Genomic DNA, 19750 nt, shown 5'->3' with positions numbered 1-19750 from the left:
CCGTACCGGCGCCACCGCGTGGGCCTGCACCGCCACGTCGATTCCGCGGCCTAAATGCTTCGTGCTGGGAAGCCGGGCCGACCGCGCTCCCCACGGATGGCCGAGAACGTGCGCTTCCTGGACCTATCTCCGGCAGGAGCGCACCTCACCACCGTAATCCGGGGCTACGGCGCCGGCGTCAGGTGCGCGTCGGCCTGCAAGAGCACCAGCGACCGGACGTCGACCTCGATCTTGCCGCCAGCGGCGACCTGCTGCTCGGCGGCCAGAAGGACCGGCTTACCCGGAAGAACGTCGATCGCCCGGGTGACGGCCGCGAGCGCCTCCTTGTGTGCTGCAACCTGCTCCAATTGTGCCGCGACGCTAATCCAAAGCGCGGCATCGATCTCGGGCGGCATCGGCTTCGGATTGGACGACTGAAGGTCCGCGTAGCGATCCTCAGCGAGTTCGCACCATTCGTCGATGCTCCAGCCAGGATCGAGGTCTAGAAGAACCGCGACGGCGAACGACGTCACGCTAGGCGGCTGGAGGACCTCGACTGCCTGCAAAATAGTTTCCTCTGGAGCTGGCCGGTGTAGACCCGAATGAGCGATCCGATGCCACAGGTAGTAAATGGCGAGCATCGACCGACGGGCGTCCGCGGGTACTCGGCCCAGCAGGACTTGTTCGACACGCTCGAGGACGGGGCGCATGTCGACCTGAAGTTGCTCCTTACGCCCTGACAACGTCTCGACGAGGACCGATACGAAGTCCGCGAATCGGCGATCAGCGGAGGCGGCCGTCATGGATCCCGGTTCGCCGATGAAGAGCTGCGGGGCGAACTCCACCTGGATCACGTTCGGAAGATGCTCACGATAGTCATAGGTACGGTCGACCGCATTCGAACCCCTCGCGACGAAATTCCGGAGAACGTGCTGGGAGAGCCTGTTGAGGCCCTCGTGGGTGAGCAATAGACGGTCCTGTGGCGGCTTGACAGTCAACGCTCCGTCTGGCGAATGCCACGCCTCACGGAGCAATTCACGAAGGCTGTGAACGCTCTCGGAGCGGATGTCATAGGCTCTTGAGAGAGCACGTCGGAGCGCAGGTCGGGTGATCGGTCGCAGAGCGCCCAGAACATCTTCCCGGAAGAGTTTTGGCTCGACATGGTCGAGCACGAACTCAATGAACCGGTGCTTGGCGCCAGCTCGCTGGGCTTCGAGAATCGCCGCGCGCACGGGCGCGATGCTGCGGCCTTCGAGCTCTGCGATCGCCGGGTCGAGAATCTTTCTTGCGCGGGAGTCGAGGCGCGTCCAGTCCATGCCGGGCGGATCGAATCCTGCCGAGAGCGACTCCAGTGCGGCAACGTAGTCCGTGTAGGACGACGTTGGGTCGTCTGCGGCGCGCTGGCCAGCCTCGACGATGCGCTTTAGCGCTCGCAGTGCCTGCTCGTAGACCGGTCGATTAAGCCGAAGCAGCTTGCCGATGAAGACCTGGGCATCCTCCTCTTCAGCTGGCTGGATCGCGAGGGACCGGTCGAACGTTCGCAACAGGACGTTCGTAGAGCCACCTCGGTCGGATCGGTTGTTGAGCTCGAAGACGAGTCGGCGAACGGTTTCGTGGCGCGTACTGAACGTGGCGTTGAACGAGAACGACAGGACCGCTGCCAAGTCGTCGAAAATCTCGTCGCCGCCGGTCGAGAGCATGAACTCGTCCTCACCGTTGAGTTGCTTCGCTTCGAGACGTTCGGTCAGCGACGCCCAGACTGTCGTCACCGGGGTGAAGGCCGACGACGGCGACAGCGTGGCCACACCCAGGTCAATGGGCTTTCGTCCCACGAAGTAGGCGTTCGTGAACAAGGTGCGGCGATGTTCGTACTCGTAAAGCGGCACGTCGCGGAAGTACATACCTGAAATGACTTGAAGCACTCAGCCAGATTGGCACAATCGCGATCATCGCGGCAGCCCGTACGACGAGGCGACTATGGTGCGTCGTCGGGGCCGTACAGGAATCCGCTATCGCGACGGCTGCCGCAGCGCTGACTGCAAGAGTGGTAGTCCGCGCAAGCCGTTGCCGATCGCCGCGTCGGCGTGTTCTCACGCTCACCTGCGACCGCCATGTCGCATCGCTCCATCCTCACTTGGCAGTCTCAAGGTCGGACTGCGGCTGCAGTCGACTCGCCGCGAAGGTAGCGTGCTAGCTCGCTCCACGCGCCCGATTCACTCCGTGGTCTACTGCCAGCGTTCTGTTCCACGAACCACAGCAGATCCGCGTTGGCCGGTTGGTCACCCGGCAGGGGGCCAGGTGCTCGGGTAGCCATCACGCGCCTCAGAAGTATCGTGATCTCGTCCGGGGCATCTGTGACAGGAAGGCAGATCCGAAGGGCCAATCGAAGGTTCCAGGCGGCGACGGTCGGGATCTCGTCTGGGCTGAAAAGCAGCCCACTGGCGACACCGAGTCGATAGCCGGCAGGCCAGTGCTGTAGGTCGTCGTCTGCGATGGCGGCGTCGACGCCCTCAATGCGAACGTTGAAGGTCTCCTGTGCCGTTCGCTGGCCAACAGCGATTCCTATCGACCGTGCGTGGCGCGGATCGTTCTGGGGCAGGTTGGCGCTCTGCAGTCGGGAGGCGAGATCGCCGGCAGAGAAGCTGATTCGGCCGGCCGGATCGCCGACGAGATCTCGTATCAGCGTTTCGGGGCGGCCCTGGGCGAAGTACCCCAGGCGTCGAACAGCCCACCGAACCCAGAGGAGGGAGCCGTCCATCGCCAAGTCCAGCATCTCGGATCGCAGCTGCGGCTGCCGGGCTCTCCCATGCCCGCCACCGTAGTTGTTGCGGATGGCGCTCATCGAGACAGCCATCTTGCGGGCTTGATTCGCGAGGTTGCCGAACGGACTGGTGTGCGCAAGCTCATGTCCCGGTTGGGCGGCGAGCAGGTCGTGCGCGCGCTTCACGGTCGGGTCGAAGTCAGCTCCGCCAGAAGGCGTTCCGTTGAGGTCGAGCACCACCTTGGCAACTGCCTCGATCAAGCACTTGAGGTAGCCGATAGCCTGCCCGTCATCCCCGGCTTCGATCGCTCGCGCGAGCCGTCGCAGCTCCAGGTCGATAGCCTCCGCGTGCGCAGCGCCGATATGCTCGGGCCGCGGGACGGCGAACCGGTCGTAAGGATCTCTCGTCACCGGATCAGTGTCTCAAGCCGAGCTGCCGACCCGTTCGCGAGTTCCCGCGCCTGATCGTGCGACTCAACGATTAGGTGACAGCAACGGGTCGAGAGCGCCCTGGGCCTGTGGGCACCAGGGACGACTCAGCTCAGCACTTGGATCAAGTTAGTGGTGCCTGGGTCTGTCGTCGGAGAACCTTCCCGAGTCCGAGCCGCGGTGGCCGCCCTGGTCGTCGCCGGGCTCGGTGGGCTACCGGTGGTGCCGCCCTTGTCATCGCCCGGCTCGATGGTTGAGTGGTTGGACGGTGACCGCAGCCCGCCGTTGTCGTCCGTCGGGTGGACGGTGGGGGCGGGATGCGGAGACTTGTCGTCGGGGTGCTGACGGCGGACCAGGCGGCTTGGCCGCCGGCTGCGACTCCGGCTGTGGCTATTGGGGCGATCACCAGGCCGACGCGCAACCGGACGGACGACCTGCGTGATCGCGCGACCGGCTGCTGCGTGGCTTCGTGCTGCTTGTCGAGGTTCATGCATCGATCGTGGCTCGCTAGCTCGGGCAGCAGCTATCGGACCATGGTCGTGGTACGGATGGCCCTTCAGCGGGTCAGCGCGGTGACGACCTGGTCGATGCCGAACGGGATGCTGAGGACCGAGTTGAAGGCCAGGGCGGCGCCGGTTGCCGGGGCGGCGCTGAAGGGGAGGTAGAGGGTGCGGTTCTCGCGGGCGACCGCGAGCTTGTCGAAGATCGGGTTGGCGCGGACCTGCTGCTCGGTCTGGTCGCCGGTGTCGATCAGCACGACGAGCTGGTCGACCTCCAGGAGGTCGAGGCGCTCCAGGCTCAGCGTCGCCACGTCGCCGCCCGGCTCGAGCTTGAGGACGGCCGGGGCGACGGTGAAGCCGAGGCCTTCGAAGAACTGCAGCTTGGGGTCGGCGGCGCCGAAGACGGCCCACTCGTCGGCCTTGGCGGGCTCGACCTTTGCGACTGTTTTACCGGCCCATTCCGGGTGCGCCTGCCGGGCCTTGGCGAACTGGACCGTGATGCCTGCGACCAGCTTGTCGGCTTCGGCCGTACGGCCGACGGCTTGGCCGGCGAGTTTCGTCATCACCGTCCACGGGCCGGCGAAGTCGGCGTAGTCGCGCGGCTGGGCGACCACCGGCGCGAGCTTGCTGAGGGTGTCGTAGTTCTGTCGGGTCATCCCGGAGTACAGGCCGACGATCAGGTCGGGCCTGAGCGCCGCGATCTTCTCGTACTGGTACTCGTCGCGCTCCCCCACGATCTCGGGCTTGCTGCCGTCCCACAGCGGGGTCTCCCACAGCCAGTTGCCGTACGGGCGCTCGCCGAAGAAGTCCACCACACCGACAGGGCGTACGCCGAGCGCCAGCAGCGGTTCGTGGTCGGTGTATCCGAGGCTGACCACTCGCTGAGGCCGGGTCGGCGGCGTGGTCGTGCCGTACTTGTGGGCGACCGGAGCGGCGGCTGCCGGCGCATCTGCACTCGGCTTGTCGTCATCACCGCATGCCGCCAAGCCGAACAGCGCTGCAGTGCTCCGTCCTCCGGCCAGGAAGCCACGTCGGGTCAGTTCGTCCACCAGCGCGGAGAACTCGAGGTCGGTGGTGGGGGCGAGAGTGGCCACGCGGAGATCTCCTGTGGTCATGGTTGGTCGAGATCGGTGTGAATCTCACGGTCGTCAAGCAGGACTGGTCGCGTTCCACGCGCACCCCGACAACGAGGCACTGGTGACGGGCGGAACCCTCGCCCGCGTCGCCGCCGAGGGACACCGAGTCGTCCTGGCCGCGGCCACCGACGGAGAGGCCGGCGCCGCCTCGGCGCTCGGTTGCGCCCGCGTTGTTCGCTTCGGCCTCCCTGACTCCGGCTGGAACCGGACCGAACGCCCGGCGTCCGGCACCTTCAGCCAGCTGGCAGTAGCTGATGCCGCCGCACCGCTCATCGAGCTCCTTCGCGAAGAACAGGCCGACGCACTGACGATCTACGACCCAGCGGGCGGCTACGGCCATCCCGACCATCAGCAGATCCACGCCCCCGGCGTCCAAGCCGCCCGCGCCGCCGGAACCAGGCTGGTGCTGGAAGCAACGATCGACCGGAAGGCGATCCAACGCCTCGTCCGCGTCGTCGAAGCAATCCCCGGCGTACTACCCGACGTCCACGCCTCCGACTACGCAGCCGCCTACTCACCACCCGAAGCCATCACCCACCGCATCGACGTCCGCCCGTACGCCGACGCCAAACGCCGCGCCTTCGCAGCTCACGCAAGCCAGGCCACCGCCGACCAAGGTGCCCGAACCCTCGCCCTGCTCCTCAAACTCCCACCATGGCTCTTCCGCCGAGCCCTAGGCCAAGAATGGTTCGTCGAACACGGCCGGCGACCGGACCGTCCCTTGGACGACGTCTTCGCGACCCTTCGATAGGAAACACCCCCGGTAAACGACATGCGCCCCAGCGAGCGATGCGCGTACCGTCGACTGTGTGAGTACGTCCAAACGCCATCACTACGTCCCACGTGCGTACCTCGAACGCTTTGGGCAGGACGGAAAGGTCGCCGTTCGGCGCAGAGCCGCGACCGGTTTGATCGTCACCAATCCGATCAACGTCGCGCTCGAAACAGGCTTCTACGAAACGATCGACGAGTCCGGTGCGAAGTCGGTCGAGGTCGAGGACTGGCTCTCCGAGGAGATCGACGGTAACGGCGCCAAGGCGATCGAGGCCGTCATCGTCTCCGACCAGCTTCCGGCAGTTGGTGATGGCGCGAGAGACTTCCTGGCGACGTACGTCGCGATTCAGCTGACCCGAACCGTCGATCGCCGGGAGGAGGCCATGTTCCCCGCCACCGTCGAGCGATGGCTGGCAGGAAGAACTCTGACAGCAGACTTGATGGCGGAGTTCTTGGAGTCCGAGCACCTGGGGTTCAAGCCGAAGCCGGCAGAGGTCGACGGCGCGTTCGCCTTCACCAGCGTGCAGTTGGACAACGGCGAAGTGCCCACGAAGACCGACGCGATCAGCCTCTCACTTCGGCTCGTCCACAAGCTGGCCGGTCTACTCCTGCGCATGAGCTGGCGCCTCGAGGTCGCCCGCAAGCCGCGCTTCATCACGTCGGACTCCCCCGTCATCCTCTGGAGCCCTCCGAGCTCCAAGGATCGGTATCAGGGCTACGGACTCAACGACTGTGACGAGGTGCGCTTCCCTCTCGATCCTGGGCATCAGATCGTGCTGACGAGGACGCCAGGGCCGGATACCGTCCTAGTCGAGCCGGCTCGTGTCAGAGCATCCAACGCGGATGTCGCCGCGAGCTGCCACAAGTTCGTTGTCGGGCACCCGACCCGATCCAAACCACTCACCGATGTCCATCTGGCTCCTCGAAAGCCAACTCTTCGATTCAACCTCGGCCCTGGTTTCCAGCGGCTCCCCGACGGCTCGGTGGAGCGCATGGAGGATGTCATCCACGTGTGGGTACCGCGCCGTGCGAGCATCGACTGATGACGAGCGACACGTCCTCGGACGATCGGCTGGGTGCGCTGAGGGTCTTCGCTGACCGGCTCGAGGAAGCGATCGAGATCAAGTCGCTGACGTGGAACGAATCGACCCCAGACGTCCGCGCCCTGGCCGTCAACAACTGCGTCCGGCGACAGAGGGACTCGCTGCGGGGAGCGATCGCGCTCGGCTCGGCTCGCCAAGGACATCTGGCGGTCGGATTCGTCCGCACCTTTCTCGAGGAGAGGATCTGGCTCGCGTTCCTGGCGACCATGCAGCGCGACGACGCTAACGCGCTTTTGCTAGCCATGGGGCGGTGGGACACCATCCGAGCCCTTGTCGCACAGCGTGACTTCATCGGGGACAAACTCATGACGCTAGACCTCTGGTACCCGCCAGGTTTCGTGGACGCTTGCAACGCGTTCATACCCGACATCAAGACTGAACTTCGCGAACTCCGCGCCAAGTGGGGATGGTCACAGCAGCTACCGTCCACCAAATGGATCGCCGAACAGGTGGAGCTCGATACGGAGTACGAGTACTTGCACTCCGCGACGAGCCGGGCGTTGCACTTCTCGGCCGGGGAGATTCTCCGAAGGGGGTGGGGCACCCCAGGCGGGATCCTCATCACCGACAAGCCGGAGTTTCGTGCACATCTCGCAGATTTCGCGTACGACGAACTGTGGCGGCAGCACCTAGGCACATTGCGCGGCGTCGCCGGCCTCCTGGATGATTCAGCGGTCCACACTCCCGACAACTTCTGGTCGGACGAGAGTCAGGAGGGCCTGATCTCGGACCTCGTACACCTCGGACGAGTTCCGCTGGTGCACGCACACGAATGGAACCTCGAGCCGCCGAATCCAGGAACGCGCCTCGCTTGGGCTGCCATAGTGCTCTCGAAGTCCTCCGACGCGGAGACCGACAGCTGACCAGGCCGACCCACCGAGCCAACCGCACTCAGCGGATTCTCAGCGGGGCGGGGCGAGACTGTTGGTATGCGGGTGCTGATGGTGGAGGACGAGGTCCGGCTGGCTGAGACCGTACGACGTGGGCTGAGCGACGCCGGGTTCGTCGTCGAGCTGGTGCACAACGGCGAGGACGCAGTGTGGGCCGCCACCGAGCACAGCTCGGTCCACTCGAGCGCGTAATCCAAGAAACTCTCCTCGCACCCCACCTGCTCCTGCTCCATGAGGATCCACAGCCATCGAGTCGCATCCGCCGGGCGTGCAAACTTCATACCCAGCAGGCCGATCCCCAGCGCGTTCCAGACCGGTGCACTGAGAACGCCGCCTGCCTCGGCGAACACCCTCCATGCGCTCGAGCTTCGGCGCTCATCCGACTCGAGTTCCGCGTCGTCTACCAGAGCGAAGCTGTGCGCGAACCATTCCGCAAGTTCGTTCGTGACCGGGCCCGGGCCAGTCCTTCTGTCGAACAGCTTTCGGAACGGCTCCCGTTTCGCCGCCCACTCGAGCCAGTACTTGTCAGTCGCGAACTCGCAGAAGAACCGGACTCGGTCCTCTCGCCCGAGTGAGTCCTCCAGGTACGACTCCTCGTCGGGTGCAGGCTCGGACGCGGTCGACAGCAACTCACGAAGGCGCCGGCGGTGGTCAAGGAGCCCGAGCCCGCCGAACTTCGCCCATTCGACCAAACAGCTGGTCAGCACCTCGTGGCGGCCGGTCGGGTACTCCAGCGCTGTCACCCGCAACCGGCGCCAGATCGCATTGCCAGGGTCGTCGGTGATGACGAACCGCTTCGACTCCGGACCCAGCCCGAGGCCCAGGTACTTCATCACGACATCGGAGTGGCTGTATCCAACGAACAGCACGACGTACTTACGAAACATTCGTTCCAGGAAGCGCGCAGCCCACGCGCTGTGGAAGTAGGCCGAGCTGAAATCGCGGTCGGTGACCACGAGCCTCCGCGGGTCATCCGCCGCGGAACCGTGCAGGTAGACCAGCCCGTCGAAGTCATCTCCCAGCGGCATCGCAGGAGCCCGGAACACATCCAACCTGCCCTCGTGGTGCACGGCGAGCGCCGTCTCCAAGTGCAGGTCATAGTTCGTGGTGACGACCCGGGTCGAGTATTTCGCAGCGATCCGCGCCAACGCGTCGTGGTTCGCGTTGGGTCGCGAGCCGGGCTCGGTCACGATGCCTTGGACAAGTCGGTGAACGTCGACGTCGTCACCCTCGTTCAGTACATCCATGAACGAGTCCAACTGGTCCTTCCAGACCTCGGCCGCGGGGTCCAGCGGCGACTGCACCTTGTGTGCGACCTGAGCAGCCAGGTTCAGGAAGCTCGGGAGGCCAGAGGGCGGGGCGATGGATGTCCCGGCGCCAGTGAAGATCACCAGCTTCCGCTCCTCCCACGCGGTGAGGACTTCAGCTGGGATCTGCACACCGCCGAGAAGCATGACCGAAGTGTCTCAGGCCGCTCGGACCATCGCGGCACCGCCGCTCGCACCAGGTCGCACCGCCATCACCTCTGGGGGCGCTGTGATCGTCCAGTGATCGCGCGCAAGAGACGTCTCTTCAGACGGTCCCGAGCTGCTGCCAGGTTCGCCCCCTCCTCGGGATCGCCAAGGAGCTCCTGCACCATGTCTCTGAGCTCGGTCATGTGCCGGCGCCAGTTTCGGCTTCGAGCGGGGGCATCATCCGAAGTGGTGTTGTAGGCGGCCGCCAGCCAGTCCGATGCCTTATCACTCAACCGGTAGTTCAAACTTTGACGTGTAACACCGAAGTCGGCAGCCATCACGGCCCAGGAGCTGCCTGCTTCTGCAGAGAGTGCGATGGCGCTCACTTCAACTCGTTTGATCAACTCGTGAAGAGCTACGACCCTCCCAGAATACGGTGGTTCCTGGGTGACCATCTCAAGCGCAGTCACGGCTAGCTCCAGACACGAGGCCATATGACGCTCAACGGCGTCATCCAGCGCGTATCGAGGCGCCGCCGATCGGGCCCTGGTCATCGCTTCGACACCAGGGTCTGGAGGCCACCCGCGACAGTTACCGCAGCGAGCACGGCCGCGGCTAGACCACTCAAAATCCCGATGACAATCGGTAGCGCCTCTCCACCTGCATCGTTTGCCACCGCGAGAGCCGCAGGGACACCGGCCGCGGGACCTGCAAAGGTGGCGACCAAGAGGGACGTTACCCAGATCATGCGGGTTGGTTGGGAGTTGAGGTGCCGCCGAGCGGTGCCGTTCGGGACAGCCTCATGCTTGCGCTCGAGACGCGCGCTACGTGAGATGTGGTTTAGAGTCATCCTGACTCCCTTTCATCAGCTTGCCGCTCTTGGAGGGATCGAACTGGGTGGACTCCCCGCTGCAACGGGGGGTCCGCCTTATTTGGGGGTGGACATCTCCTTGCCTTCGGAACTGGGAACTTGCTGTATTGGAGCCACGGCCGGACGGTGCCCGGATACCTAGACTCTAGGTGGGCGGAGCCCCGAATGAAGGCAAGCATCGATCTGTCAGTGTCGTTCTGACATGCGTCTTGCGTCAGTAGAGCTGTCATTCTGCCGCGATGAGCAAGAGCCGCCCCAGCACTCGACCTCTAGGCGCGCCGATTGAATGCGACGGTGAAATTCGTACACATCGCCGGTAGACAGAATCGCCCAACTGGGCGTCGAACACGGCTCGCTTCGATCACCAAGATCTCGATGGCCTCCGGAGTTTTCCTTTTCTGCCGTCCGAACGGGTTCGCCCTCTTCCAGCGCCGTCGCCGCATCAGCAACTCGCCGTGAGAGATCCGGCAGCCCTGCTGAGCCGAATTGCCGCGACAGTTCCAGGAGTTTCTGACCTGCGATGCCGAGACGATCAACCGCCGGATTTGATGTTCCTCGGAGGCGTATCGCATGCGTCCCGACGAGACCCAGGACAACGGGCCGATCCCCGTGGCCTTCAGATGCACCTGAGCTTTGTTGCGCCGCAGAATGCGCGGCTCGCTAGCACGAACGTCAGCAGCCGAACCCACCTCAGTATGGTCGCCAAGTACTCGCCCACACGTTGAACCTCGTCGGGTTCACGAGGTGGGAGATGGTCGATGGCGTTTGCGAAGGATCAATGGACAAGGGCTGTCGCGCAGCCAGATGGGTCGATGAAGCGGGAGCGGAACGACAAGCGGTGGGGACGAGGTAAACGGTGGTTGGGGGTGTGGACCGATCCGAACGGGCAGGAGCGGTCCAAGGCCTTCGATACCAAGACCGATGCGATGCGCTACGCCTCAGGGAAGGAGACGGATCGGGATCGGGGTGACTATCTCGATCCGAACGCGGGCAAGGTGCGTCTTGAGGAGGTCTGGGCACGGTGGATCAAGGCTCGGAAGATCGATCCAGCGAGCGAGATCCAGTACGAGTCCAAGTGGCGGCTGCACGTGGGGCCGGCCTTCGGGAAGCGGATGGTGAAGAGCCTCCTGCCGTCCGAAATCGGAGTCTGGCTGACCCAACTGATCGATACCTACGGACAGTCGACGGCCCGGAGCGCCTTCCTCGTCCTGAACGGGTGTCTCGAGCTCGCGGCAGCCGATGAGCTCATCAAGCGCAACCCAGCTCAGTCACGCATCGTCAAGAAGCCGGCGCGGCGGTTCTCCAAGGTCGTTGCCTGGGCCGATGACACGGTCGAGCGCATCATCGCGGCCCACCCCGAGCGGTACCGGCTCATACCGACCATCGGTTCGGCCGCGGGACTTCGGCAGGGAGAGATCTTCGGCCTCTCGATAGAGGACTTCGATTTCGACGAGATGGAGATCCGGGTCCGTCGGCAGGTCAAGAGGCTTGGGCGGCAGTGGGTCTTCGCGTTGCCGAAGAACGACAAGGAGCGGGCAGTGCCGATGCCGCCGCGCCTAGCTGATCTGGCCAGAGAGCACATCGACACCTTCGGTACGAAGGTCATCACGATGCCGTGGGAGAAACTCGACGGCGACCTGCAGGAACACGAACTCCTCTTCGCCTGGTCGGACGGCCGAGCTCTGCGTGCAGATCTCTACAACCTTCTGATCTGGAAGCCGGCCATCGCTACGGCCGGTGTCATTCCACCGCCCGCGAAGGATGCCCGAGGACGACTTCGGTACAAGGCCGACTACACGACCGGCATGCATGCCCTGCGTCACTACTACGCGAGCGTGACGTTGTCGGACGGCGTCAACATCAGAGAACTGTCGGAGTACCTCGGACATCACGATCCGGGGTTCACACTGCAGATGTACACCCATATGCTGCCCTCGTCGCACGAACGTGCTCGCCAGGCTGTGGACCGCCGGCTCGCGCGACTAGATCTGCGGCTCACGGAGCAGCGACGGAGCAGGCTCCAAATCGGGCCCGGGTACGACCCTCCGGACAACGGTCCGAGTCTGCTCTGATGAATATCGTCAGCGGCGGGAAAACCCTGTACTACAAGGCTATTTCAGCTCCGCTGACGTCTTCCCCAGCAGCCGCCGCGCGACGATGAGCTGCTGGATCTGCTGCGTCCCCTCGAAGATGTCGAGGATCTTCGAGTCCCTGGCCCACTTCTCCAGCAGCTCGTGCTCGGAGTAGCCGATCGAGCCGGCCAGCTCGACGCAGCGCAGCGTGATGTCGTTCGCCGTACGGCCGGCTTTTGCCTTGGCCATCGAGGCTTGCAGTGAGTTCGGGCGGGAGTTGTCGGCCATCCACGCGGCTTGCAGGGTGAGGAGGTACGCCGCCTCCCAGTCCGCCTCGAGCTGGAGGAACGTCGCGGCGGCGGCTGGCTGGAGGTGGACCGGCCGGTCGTAGTCGACCTCCACCCCGGCCTCCTTCAGCAGCTCCTTCGTGACCTCCAGCGACGCCCGTGCGCAGCCGACAGCCATCGCCGCGACCAGCGGGCGGGTGTTGTCGAAGGTCTGCATGACACCCGCGAAACCCTTGTCGGGATCGACATCCGGCGAGCCGAGCAGGTTCTCCGCGGGGACGCGACAGCCGGTCAGCCGGATCGTCGCGGTGTCGGACGAGCGGATGCCGAGCTTGTGCTCGACCCGCTCGACGGTCAGTCCCGGCGTGTCCTTGCCGACCACGAACGACTTGATCGCCGCCCGCCCGAGCGACTTGTCGACCGTCGCCCAGACCACGACCGCGTCGCAGCGGGCGCCGGCGGTGACGAAGATCTTCTCGCCGTCGAGCACGTAGTGGTCGCCGTCGCGGCGCGCGGTGGTCCGGATGTTCGCCGAGTCCGAGCCGCAGCCGGGTTCGGTGATCGCCATCGCGGCCCAGACGCCGTCGAAGCGGCGCAGCTGCTCGTCGGAGGCGACCGACGCGATCGCCGAGTTGCCCAGCCCCTGCCGCGGCATCGACAGCAGCAGGCCGACGTCGCCCCAGCACATCTCCATGATCGACAGCACCGACGACAGGTTCGAGCCGTTCTTGATCTTGCCGTCGTCGTCTCCGTCAGTACGCCGTACGCCGCCAGCTCCTGCACCAGAGCCGGTCCCACTAGCCCCCAGCCCGTCGACCATCGCGGCCAGCAGGTCGAGCTCCTTGGGGTACTCGTGCTCGGCCAGGTCGTAGCGCCGCGAGTTCGGCCGGAGCATCTCGGCCGCGACCTGGTGCGCCTGGTTGACGAAGGCGCGGAACTTGCGCGGGGTTTCCAGGTTGATCATCAGACCAGCACCGCGCCTTCCATCACGCCGACGGCCCGCAGGTCGCGGTACCACCGCTCGACCGGGTGTTCCTTGACGAAGCCGTGCCCGCCGAGCAGCTGGACGCCGTCGGTGCCGATCTGCATGCCCTTGTCCGTGCAGAGCCGGCGCGCGAGCGCGACCTCCCGCGCGTACGGAAGTCCTTGCTCGGCTCGCGATCCGGCCCGGTAGGTGACCAGGCGCATCCCCTCCAGCTCGATCGCGATGTTCGCGACCATGAACGCGACCGACTGCCGGTGGCTGATCGGTTCGCCGAACGCGGTCCGCTCGTTGACGTACGGCGTGACGTGGTCGAGCACCGCTTTCGCCGTACCGAGGCTCAGGGCGCACCAGCCGAGCCGCGACAACCGCACGCACTCGGCATAGTCATCCAGCGTCCCGAGCTGCGTGGCCGGTACGTCGGCCAGTAGCACCCGGCTCAGCGACGCCGCCCGCAGCCCCATCGACGGCTCGGCCTCGATGGTCACGCCGGGGTGGTCGGACTCGATCAGGAAGAGCGCCGGCCCCTGGTCCTCGAGCTGCGCCGCGATCACGAACACCTCGGCCTCGGCGCCGCGCGGGACGAGCGACTTCACGCCGTTCAGCAGGTACCCGGTGCGCTGCCTGGTCGCCCGGGTCTTGAGCGTGAACGGGTCGAACAGCGGCCGCGGCTCGACGATCGCGAGCGCGGCCGCCGGGACGTTCTCGCCGGTGAAGTGCGGCAGGTACGTCGCCTGCTGCGCCTCGTCGCCCCACAGCGAGATCGCCGTACTGACCGCGGCCGGCGCGAGACACGCGACGGCCTGGCCCATGTCGCCGTGCGCCATCGCCTCGGCGACCAGGACGCCGGTCATCGCGGACCGCTCGGTGACGATTCCGCCGAGCTCCTCGGGCACCTCGATCAGGCTCAGCCCGAGCTCGGCGGACTGCGCGAGCACCTTCGGATCGGTGGTCGCGGCCGTGTCCGCCTCGGCCGCCGCGGGCCGCAGGACCTCGGCGGCGAACTCGGTCACCACGCCAACGACCATCGCCTGGTCGTCGGTCGGCGTCAGGTCGAACCGGCTCCTGTTGTGCGCCGAGGGCAGCCGCGCGGGCTTCCCGAGCTTCGTCGCCTGGGTGAAGCCCCTGGTCAGCGCGCCGGCAGTCCGGAACCCGGTCCTGGTCGCCTCGAACACCACCCGCTCAGCGCGCTTGCGGAGCCCGAACCGGTCGATCACCCGGGCGCCGGCCACCTTGTTGAGCAGCGCAACGCCGTACCCGATCACGTCCCTGCGGTCGTCGGCCATGCGGCAACTGTAAACCGAAGTTACAACTCAAGTCACGCTTGGCCGGGCCTCGGCGCTCGGTCGCCGCAGTCCGGCGGCGAACTCTCCGATCTTGATCAGCGCCTCCTGGGCCTCGGGCAGGAACGACCAGAACAGCTGGAAGATGTGCGTGTCCACGGCGTACAGCTCCGCGACCACCGGCACCCCATCCCGCTCGGCGTGCTCGACCAGCTGCCGCGCTCCCGGCGCCACCGGATCACCGGTGGCCATCTGGATCAGCAGCGGCGGCAGTCCGGTCAGGTCAGCGGCGAGCGGGTCGATCAGCGGGTCCTCGATCGGATGGTCGCCGATGTACCAGTTCACCACCTGAGCCATCGTCGAGAAGCCCTCGTGCCGCGCCAGCGGCGACGTACCGTCCGCGATCGCTCCCATGTCGACCCCAGGACACAGCAGCAACGCACCGGCCGGAAGCGGGTGCCCCTCGTCCCGCAACGCGATCAGCAGCGAGACCACCAGCCCACCACCGCCGGAGTCTCCACTAAGTAATACCTGCTCCGGCCGAACTCCTTGCTCGATCATCCACAGGTAGGCACTCCGAGCGTCGTCGAGCGCCGCCGGGAAGGGATGCTCGGGCGCCAGCCGGTAGTCCGGGATCAGCACACCCGCCCCGATCGTGTCCGACAGCGCACCGGCGAGCCCGCGATACCCGTACGCCGATCCGAGCACGAACCCGCCACCGTGCAGGTGCAACACCGTCGGCAGGGCCTGGGCGCCCACCTTGAGCGCCGGCACTCCCCCACAGGTCACCGGGGCGATCACCATCTCCGCCGGCGGCGGCGCCTGCGCCAGCATCACCTCGTACGCCGCCCGCATGCCCACCAGGTCCTCGGCACCCGGTCCGCCCAGGGCGACCGGCGCCCACAGGCGGTTGGCCCGCCCGACCAGCTCCCCACCGACAGACCTGGTGGTCGCCACCGCGGCGTCCAGGTCGGCCAGCAGCGAGCGCGCCCGGTCCAGCAGGGCGTCGCCGGCCAGCGTCAGCTCCACCCGGTGCGTGGACCGCCGGAGCAGGTCGCAGCCGACCAGTCGTTCCAGCGCTCGGATCTGCCGGCTCAGCGCAGGCTGCGACAGGTACAGCCGGGTCGCGGCCCGGCCGAAGTTCAGCTCCTCGGCGACCGCGACGAACGCGCGCAGGTGCCGCAGCTCGATCGCGTCCGGGGTGTTGGACATCGCCAGCACGTCGGCGGACTCGTTGCTCATACCTGCCATTCTCACCACAGCAGCAGGCCGTTCGCCGTATGCCGGTGATGCCGATGCTGCACGACGGCGATGCACGATCGGCCTTTCCCCTGGACCAGGTCGCGCTGCGAGCGTTGCTGCCATGACCTCACCACTCGTGACCCGTAGCGCGGCCGTCCAGCTGCGCGGTACGACCGGGCCGATCTGGGCCCGCATCTACTGGCCGGCACGCGGCGGTGCCCGGACACCGCCGCTGCTGGTCTTCTTCCCCGGCTCCGACAGCACCGAGCCCGACCAGGAGTGCCGTGAGCTCTGCCGACGCGGCGGACTGGTGATCCTGGCCGGCCCTACCGCACCGGAGCCCGTGCAGGCGCTGGCTGACGCCCGCACGATCGTCGGCTGGGCAGCTGACCACGCTGCCGAGCTGGAGGCCGACCCGGCACGCCTACTGATCTCCGGCCGCGGCGACGGGCTCGCGCTGGCGGTGGAGGTCAGCCGGATCGCCGTACAGGAGGGGTGGCCGGAACTGCTGCTGCTCACCGACCTGATCACCACGTTGGAAAGGACGAACCATGAGTGAGACCACGACACTGCGCGCGACCAGGCGGGAGTGGATCGGGCTCGCCGTACTGGCGTTGCCGACGCTGCTGCTGTCGCTGGACATCAGCGTGCTCTACCTGGCGCTGCCGAAGCTCAGCGCCGACCTGGGTGCGAACAGCACTCAGCAGCTGTGGATCCTGGACATCTACTCGTTCCTGCTGGCCGGCTTCCTGGTCACCATGGGCACGCTGGGCGACCGGATCGGTCGCCGGAAGCTGCTGCTGATCGGCGCCGGCGCGTTCGGTGTCGCCTCGATGCTGGCGGCCTGGTCGAGCAGCCCGGAGATGCTCATCGCGACCCGCGCTCTGCTCGGCGTGGCCGGTGCGACGCTGATGCCGTCGACGATGGCGCTGATCCGCAACCTGTTCCGCGACCCGCAGCAGATGGGCCAGGCGATCGGTCTCTGGTTCAGCTGCTTCATGGGTGGCATGCTGCTCGGCCCGGTGGTCGGCGGAGTGCTGCTGGAGCACTTCTGGTGGGGCTCCGCGTTCCTGCTCGGCGTACCGGTGATGGCACTGCTGCTCGTCGTCGGCCCGGTGTTGCTGCCGGAGTACAAGGACCCGGACGCCGGGCGCCTCGACCTGGCGAGCGTCGTACTGTCGCTGGCCACGATCCTCCCGGCGATCTGGGGGCTGAAGGAACTGGCCCGGTCCGGCTGGGCGGTGTGGCCAGTGCTGGCCCTCGCTGCAGGCGTTGCTGTCGGAGTGCTGTTCGTACGACGCCAGCAGGCGCTGGAGCACCCGCTGCTGGACCTGAGCCTGTTCCGGTTGCCGCGCTTCAGCCCAGCGCTCGGGGTGCAGTTCGCCGGTGGGGTCGTCATGGCCGGGATCGCCTTCCAGGCGGCGCTGTTCCTGCAGGTGGTCGAAGGGCTGTCCCCGCTGCACGCCGGCCTGTGGCTGATCCCGCAGAACGTTGCCATGATCGCTGGGCTCACGCTGGCCCCGCGGCTCGGGCAGCGGTGGCCGACGTCGACGGTGGTCGCCGGCGGGCTGGTGCTGTGCGCTGCGGGGCTGCTGGTCGTGACGCTGACCGCCAGCGACGGCGGGCTCGGCGTACTGGTGGGCGGGCTGGTCATCGCGTCGTTCGGGATGGGGCTGCCGATGGCGTTGACGATGAACCTGATGATGGCGGCGACGCCGCCGCAGCGTGCTGGGTCCGCAGCCTCGCTCAACGAGACCAGCGGCGAGGCCGGGATCGCGTTGGGGATCGCGCTGCTCGGCAGCCTGGGGACTCTGGTCTACCGGCACTCGCTCGATGGCGAGCTCCCGGCTGGTCTGCCGAGCGGTGCTGCGGACCAGTCCCTCCAGAGCGTCACAGCGGCTGTTGCCACCGCTGGGCAGCTACCCGGGCAGCTGGGCACTGAGCTGGAGGCGCTGGCGAAGGCGGCGTTCACGTCCGGTCTGCACGCCGTGGCCGCGGTCGGAGCCGTCCTCTTCCTCGGCTGCGCGGTGATGGCGGCCGTCCGGCTCAGGACTCCTGCGGAGGAGCCTTCGGGTCGGGAGACCGAGCTGGTCTGACGTTCGCCGTACCGGCTGCTTTGGCCGTCAGGTAGCGCTGCTCCGGCAGGCTCGTCGTACGGCGTGCTGCCGCGAGGAAGTGCTCCCTGGCGGCGCTCACGTCACCGGCTCGCTCCAGGAGGTGCGCTCGGACGGCGTCCAGGCGGTGGTTGTCGGCCAGGTGCTTGTCGTCGTCCAGCGTCGCCAGCAGCTCGAGGCCGGCCTGCGGGCCCTCGACCTGGGCGAGCGCGATCGCGCGGTTGAGCGTGACCATCGGGTTCGGCGCGAGCTTTTCCAGCAGCAGGTAGAGCCCGAGGATCTGCGGCCAGTCGGTCTCCTCGGCGGTCGGCGCCTCGGCGTGCACGGCAGCGATCGCGGCCTGCACTTGGTACGAGCCGACCTCACCCTCGGCCAGCGTCTTCAGGACCAGGTCGGCACCCTCGGTGATGGATTCCTGGTTCCACAGCGAGCGGTCCTGCTCGTCGATCGGGATCAGCTCGCCCGCGTCGGTCGTCCGCGCGGCCCGGCGCGCGTCGGTGAGCAGCATCAGCGCGAGGAGCCCGGCGACCTCACCCTCGTCCGGCAGCGACTCACGCAGCATCCGGGCCAGGCGGATCGCCTCCGCGGTCAGCTCGACGCGCTGCAACTCTTCGCCTGAGCTGGCCGTGTAGCCCTCGTTGAAGATCAGGTAGAGCACCTGCAGTACGACGCGCAGCCGGTCGGCGCGCTCCTCCTCCGGCGGGAGGACGAACCGGCTGCCGGCCGCCTTGATGCTCTTCTTGGCGCGGCTGATCCGCGGCGCCATCGTTGCCTCAGGCACCATGAAGGCGCGCGCGATCTCCGCCGTACTGAGACCGCCGACCGCACGCAGGGTCAGGGCGACCTGCGAAGCCGGTGTGACGGCTGGGTGGCAACAGAGGAACAGCAGCGTCAGCGTGTCGTCCTCGGCCGGCTGCTCGTGGTCGGCGCCGGGCGAGACGAGCTCCTCCGGACCGCTCATCGCGGCGACCGAGTCCTCGCGCTTGCGCCGTGCGCTCTCGCTGCGGAACTGGTCGGTGAGGCGCCGGGTCGCGACGGTGATCAGCCAGCCGCGCGGATTCCCCGGTACGCCGTCGTTCGGCCACTGCTGGGCCGCCGCGATCAGCGCTTCCTGGACGGCGTCCTCGCAGAGATCGAACTGGCCGTGGCGGCGCGCTAGGAAGCCGAGAACCTGCGGAGCCAGCTCCCGCAGCAGCGGCTCGATCACTGGTTGTCCGACGGTTCGAGGATGCCGGACTCGATCGTCTGCAGCACAACCGCCTGCGCCTGCAGCCGCGACAATGCCTTGTCCTCGACGGCGTCCCAGCCGATGAAGACCATCCAGAGCAGCATCCGCATGATCCAGTCGACGGTCATGTTCCTGGCGATCACGCCCTCGCGCTGCCCGCGCGCGATCAGCACCTCGACCGGCTTGCAGACCAGGTCGAGCTTCTCGAAGAACCGGGCGACCTCGGAGTCCGGGTCGGGCTGGTTGAAGCTCGGCTCGCTGAACAGGAAGTAGATCCGCTCGCCCAGCTCGAGGTAGCCGCCGATCAGTCGCTGCAGCGCATCCCGCGCCGGCCCTTGATCGGTCTCGGCCTCGCGGATCACCCGCTCGAACACCGTCAGCAGGTCGTCGGCCAGCGCCTGGACCAGCTCCGCGCGGTCCGGGAAGTACCGGTGCAAGGTACTCCGGGCGACCTGCGCCTCCGCCGCGACGTCCGCGAGTGACGCCGCCCGGCGCTGGGCGAACACCCGTACGGCGGCGTCCAGGATCGCGCGTCGGGTCCGGCTCCGGCTGCCCGATTCGACCGTGTCAGTCATAGATTCCGACCTTATACGTCTGGGGCTGCTGTGTATATTAATAGGACAGTGATGTCCGATTCTGCTACCT

At 66.7% G+C, this 19750-nt stretch carries 14 protein-coding genes and 1 pseudogene; 6 read left to right on the top strand and 9 right to left on the bottom strand.

The window, feature by feature from the left end; all coding sequences use genetic code 11:
- Positions 1-164 precede the first annotated feature (164 nt).
- The 3 genes from AB0M01_RS12080 to AB0M01_RS12070 all read right to left on the bottom strand — a co-directional run bounded on the left by AB0M01_RS12080 (position 165) and on the right by AB0M01_RS12070 (position 4763).
- Positions 165-1901 (bottom strand): hypothetical protein, encoded by a 1737-nt coding sequence (locus AB0M01_RS12080; RefSeq protein WP_363668384.1) that lies wholly within the window; start codon positions 1899-1901, stop codon positions 165-167.
- Positions 1902-2122: 221 nt separating this feature from the next.
- Positions 2123-3151: a hypothetical protein gene (locus tag AB0M01_RS12075; RefSeq protein WP_363668382.1), complete on the bottom strand. Its 1029-nt coding sequence runs from the start codon at positions 3149-3151 to the stop codon at positions 2123-2125.
- A gap of 574 nt (positions 3152-3725) precedes the next feature.
- Complete coding sequence (locus tag AB0M01_RS12070; RefSeq protein ID WP_363668380.1) at positions 3726-4763, bottom strand: iron-siderophore ABC transporter substrate-binding protein; 1038 nt, start codon at positions 4761-4763, stop codon at positions 3726-3728.
- A 19-nt stretch (positions 4764-4782) separates the two neighbouring features.
- On the opposite strand from AB0M01_RS12070, the gene AB0M01_RS12065 reads away from it, so the two are divergent.
- From AB0M01_RS12065 to AB0M01_RS12055, 3 genes and pseudogenes are all read left to right on the top strand, one after another.
- Positions 4783-5556, top strand: coding sequence for a PIG-L family deacetylase (locus AB0M01_RS12065; RefSeq protein WP_363668378.1), 774 nt, complete (start codon positions 4783-4785; stop codon positions 5554-5556).
- Between the two features lie 58 nt (positions 5557-5614).
- Positions 5615-6622 carry a DUF4238 domain-containing protein gene (locus tag AB0M01_RS12060; RefSeq protein ID WP_363668376.1) on the top strand — a complete coding sequence of 336 codons (1008 nt, stop codon included), beginning with the start codon at positions 5615-5617 and terminating at the stop codon, positions 6620-6622.
- A pseudogene (locus AB0M01_RS12055) lies at positions 6622-7200 on the top strand (DUF5677 domain-containing protein); the annotation flags it as partial. The gene AB0M01_RS12060 and the pseudogene AB0M01_RS12055, both read left to right, overlap by 1 nt.
- A 191-nt stretch (positions 7201-7391) precedes the next feature.
- Here AB0M01_RS12055 and AB0M01_RS12050 read toward each other — a convergent pair.
- Positions 7392-9026: an SIR2 family protein gene (locus AB0M01_RS12050; RefSeq protein WP_363668374.1), complete on the bottom strand. Its 1635-nt coding sequence runs from the start codon at positions 9024-9026 to the stop codon at positions 7392-7394.
- Between the two features lie 1629 nt (positions 9027-10655).
- Between AB0M01_RS12050 and AB0M01_RS12045 the strand changes: the two genes are divergently transcribed.
- Positions 10656-11969, top strand: a complete 1314-nt coding sequence (locus tag AB0M01_RS12045) for a site-specific integrase (RefSeq protein WP_363668372.1) — start codon at positions 10656-10658, stop codon at positions 11967-11969.
- Between the two features lie 39 nt (positions 11970-12008).
- Here AB0M01_RS12045 and AB0M01_RS12040 read toward each other — a convergent pair whose 3' ends face one another.
- Genes AB0M01_RS12040 through AB0M01_RS12030 form a run of 3 tightly spaced genes read right to left on the bottom strand, consistent with a single transcriptional unit; the run spans position 12009 to position 15763 of the window.
- On the bottom strand, positions 12009-13220 hold the full coding sequence (locus AB0M01_RS12040) for an acyl-CoA dehydrogenase family protein (protein ID WP_363668370.1): 1212 nt from the start codon (positions 13218-13220) through the stop codon (positions 12009-12011).
- Positions 13220-14524: an acyl-CoA dehydrogenase family protein gene (locus tag AB0M01_RS12035; RefSeq protein ID WP_363668368.1), complete on the bottom strand. Its 1305-nt coding sequence runs from the start codon at positions 14522-14524 to the stop codon at positions 13220-13222. The genes AB0M01_RS12040 and AB0M01_RS12035 overlap by 1 nt, the downstream gene beginning before the upstream one ends.
- Before the next feature lie 27 nt (positions 14525-14551).
- Positions 14552-15763: an alpha/beta hydrolase fold domain-containing protein gene (locus tag AB0M01_RS12030; protein WP_363668366.1), complete on the bottom strand. Its 1212-nt coding sequence runs from the start codon at positions 15761-15763 to the stop codon at positions 14552-14554.
- Positions 15764-15884: 121 nt separating this feature from the next.
- Between AB0M01_RS12030 and AB0M01_RS12025 the strand changes: the two genes are divergently transcribed.
- Together AB0M01_RS12025 and AB0M01_RS12020 are read left to right on the top strand one after the other, a co-directional pair.
- Positions 15885-16322 (top strand): hypothetical protein, encoded by a 438-nt coding sequence (locus AB0M01_RS12025; protein WP_363668364.1) that lies wholly within the window; start codon positions 15885-15887, stop codon positions 16320-16322.
- Positions 16315-17859 carry an MFS transporter gene (locus AB0M01_RS12020; protein ID WP_363668362.1) on the top strand — a complete coding sequence of 515 codons (1545 nt, stop codon included), beginning with the start codon at positions 16315-16317 and terminating at the stop codon, positions 17857-17859. Before AB0M01_RS12025 ends, AB0M01_RS12020 begins: the two co-directional genes overlap by 8 nt.
- Here AB0M01_RS12020 and AB0M01_RS12015 read toward each other — a convergent pair.
- Together AB0M01_RS12015 and AB0M01_RS12010 are read right to left on the bottom strand one after the other, a co-directional pair.
- The gene (locus AB0M01_RS12015) at positions 17810-19084 is read right to left on the bottom strand and encodes a sigma-70 family RNA polymerase sigma factor (protein ID WP_363668360.1); all 1275 of its coding nucleotides are present in this window, start codon (positions 19082-19084) and stop codon (positions 17810-17812) included. The two genes, AB0M01_RS12020 and AB0M01_RS12015, sit on opposite strands and share 50 nt — an antisense overlap.
- Positions 19081-19680: a helix-turn-helix domain-containing protein gene (locus AB0M01_RS12010; RefSeq protein WP_363668358.1), complete on the bottom strand. Its 600-nt coding sequence runs from the start codon at positions 19678-19680 to the stop codon at positions 19081-19083. Before AB0M01_RS12010 ends, AB0M01_RS12015 begins: the two co-directional genes overlap by 4 nt.
- Positions 19681-19750: the final 70 nt, after the last annotated feature.

The organism is Kribbella sp. NPDC051770, assembly GCF_040681455.1.
Classification (GTDB): Bacteria; Actinomycetota; Actinomycetes; order Propionibacteriales; family Kribbellaceae; genus Kribbella.
The sequence above is the reverse complement of the archived record's forward strand: the minus strand, read 5'-3'. Positions and strand labels throughout refer to the sequence as shown.